This window comes from Serinicoccus sediminis (assembly GCF_004153545.1).
Classification (GTDB): domain Bacteria; phylum Actinomycetota; class Actinomycetes; order Actinomycetales; family Dermatophilaceae; genus Ornithinicoccus; species Ornithinicoccus sediminis_A.
On sequence record NZ_SDVA01000032.1, the window covers coordinates 1 to 2,539 of the forward strand.

General features: G+C 69.1%; 2 protein-coding genes. Both read right to left on the minus strand.

The features are described from left to right. Positions 1–24: 24 nt before the first annotated feature. Positions 25–1,203, minus strand: a complete 1,179-nt coding sequence (locus tag EUS26_RS17615; RefSeq protein ID WP_130014907.1) for a tyrosine-type recombinase/integrase — start codon at positions 1,201–1,203, stop codon at positions 25–27. Positions 1,204–1,304: 101 nt separating this feature from the next. Then, a complete protein-coding gene (locus EUS26_RS16425; RefSeq protein ID WP_130014908.1) occupies positions 1,305–2,459 on the minus strand; it encodes a tyrosine-type recombinase/integrase in 1,155 nt (384 codons plus the stop codon). Positions 2,460–2,539: the final 80 nt, after the last annotated feature.

Sequence of the window (2,539 nt, forward strand, 5' to 3'; positions counted from 1 at the left end):
TCGGCATTATGTGGGTGATCGATGTCAAGAGGCTTCGTGTGTGTCGAGGCCGGTGAGGAGTTGGTCGTAGATGGCGGCGCGGCGGGTCTGGCCTTTGGTGCAGGCGTCGTCGCGTTGGGCGAGCAGGGTGGGGCGGAACTCGATGGTGGTCTGGAAGAAGGTGCAGGACTCGCAGATGGTCTCGTACTCGCAGTCCATGACTGCGGGTCGTGTGCAGTAGCCGTTGCCGAGCAGGCGTCGGTGTTCGCGGTTAAGGCGCGACATGTTGGGGCCGAGGTCTTCGGCGGGTAGGTGGGCGGGGGTGGCGTAGAGCGCGTCGACCTTGGCGGCGACGGTGAAGTACTCCTCGGCGACGGTGCGGTTGGCGATCTTGGCGTAGACCAGGGTCATGTCCATCGACTTGTGTCCCAGCATCGCGGCGATCGCTTCGAGGGACATGCCGCGGTTGATGGCCTGGGTGGCCAGGGTGTGACGCAGCCGGTGGGGGTTGATGTGTGGCAGCCCGGCGGCGGCACCGGCCTTGTTAATGAAGCGGGTGACGGCGTGCCGGTCGAGCTGGCGGCCGTTCTCGTAGGGGATGAGCAGGTCGTGCCCGGGGGTGACGTGCGCGGCCCGGTAGGCGCCGACGAGCTCCACGAGGTGGGGGTGCAGGGGCAGGTAGCGGTCTTCGTGCAGCTTGCCGACCGGGACGTGCAACCAGTACGTGTCACCGATGAGCACGACCGCGTCCGCGGTCAGGGCGGTGTACTCCCCGACGCGTAGCCCGGTGCGCAGGAGGAACTCGACGGTCAACCCGATGAGTTGTCGCGGGTCGGCCTGTGCAGCGGTCAGCAGGGCTGCTGCTGCTGTGTCGTCGAGGGCCTTGGGTAGGGCGTGGTCCTGGATGGGGACGTCGCCGTGGAACATCGGCACCCGTGGTGGGGCTTCGGGCCATCCCCACTCGTCGATGCGGACGAAGAACATGCGCAGCACTCCGAGTCGGTGGGCGATCGTGGCCGGGGTGAGCTGAGGTTTGTTCTGTCCGGGCCGGGCGGCCAACCAGGGCTTGTAGCCCTCGATCTGAGGCCGGCCGATCGCGGCGATCGTGTCCACGTCGGCGTGCTGCTCGATGAGGTACGTCGCGAAGCAGCGCAGGTCCAGGTCGGTGCCGGTGACGCTTCCTGGGCGCAGGATGCAGGCGACCTGTTCCAGGTAGCGGACCATGACCTCGCTGATGCCTGGTGCGCAGCTGGACAGCTGGGCCCAGGTGGCGAACGGGACGGCGGCGTAGGGGTTAGGAGGCCTGCGTCGCGGCCGGCCCCGTCTCACCGCGCGCCCCCGGTGATGCCGGCTGTACCGGGTGCGGGTTCGACGGCAGGCCCGGTGAAGACCGGGACCGGGGCCGGGGCGGGTCCTGGTGGGGTCGAGCTGATGGCGAAGATCTGGGCGTCGATGACCTCGGCCGCTTTGCGGTACTGGGAGGCGAGCCAGTCATCCCCCAGGTGCAGGTAGATCCGGGTCGACTCGATCGAGGCGTGCCCGGCCTGGGCCTGCACCGCTTCCAGCGGCATCCCCGCGGCCCGCAGCTGAGTCAGGCAGGTGTGGCGCAGCTGGTGGCAGGTCGCGTGCTTCAACCCTGCCCGGTCCCGGGCGCCGTCCAGGATCTCGTCCAGGCCGTCCGCGGTCAACGGCCGTCCACGGCGGGGCCGCTTCAGCACCACGAACACGCGGTCGGTGCCACCCCGGTCGGTGCCGGTGCCGGCCTCGGCGGGCCGTTCGGTGTCCAGGTAGGCACCCAGATGGGAGAAGAAGGCGGGTGCGATCGGCACGTAGCGTTGGTGCCCGCCCTTGCCGTCGACCACGAACACGCGTCGCTCACCGGGGCGCAGGTCCTGCAGCCGCAGGCCCAGGACCTCGCACCGGCGCAGCCCGCCCAGCAGCATCGCGGTCACCATCGCCCGGTCCCGGTGCGTGCGCAGCGCGCCCATCAGCGCGTTCACCTCAGCCGGGGACAGGATCGTCGGCAATGTCCGCGGCGCCCGCACCAACGGCACGCCCTGGGTAGGACGAGACCGTTCCCGACGGGTCGGCAGGCTGCGCGGAACCGGGTTGGTCGCCACGTCACCCCGGGCGGTCAGGAACGCGTACAGCCCGCTGACCGTCGACAGCCGCCGCCGGACCGTGCGCAACGACACCCCACCGGTACCGTCGCGGTCGGCCGCTTTCACCGCCGCAGCGGTGCTCGGGAGCTTGTCCACACCAACGCGCTGAGCGGTGATGAAGCCCAGCACGTCACGGCTGGTCACCGCCGCAACGGGCTTGCCGACGACCGAGAAGAAGACCAGCAGATCGAACCGCGTCGCCAGCACCGTGTTCGGGCGCGAACGTGCCGACACGAAGTCCAGGTACGCATCCAGCAGCGGATCACCCAACCCCGCCGGACGGCCAGGCGGAATCAGACACGGCGTACGAGCATCCATCAGGGCTCCTCCTCGAGTATATCGACGAGAGCAACAATGCTCCGCCAGTGACCGAGAAGATCACCCACATATCAAGCATG

Coding starts and splice junctions, on each gene's coding strand:
- EUS26_RS17615 (WP_130014907.1), bottom strand. CDS start 1,203: ATGGTCCGCTACCTGGAACAGGTCGCCTGCATCCTGCGCCCAGGAAGC.
- EUS26_RS16425 (WP_130014908.1), bottom strand. CDS start 2,459: ATGGATGCTCGTACGCCGTGTCTGATTCCGCCTGGCCGTCCGGCGGGG.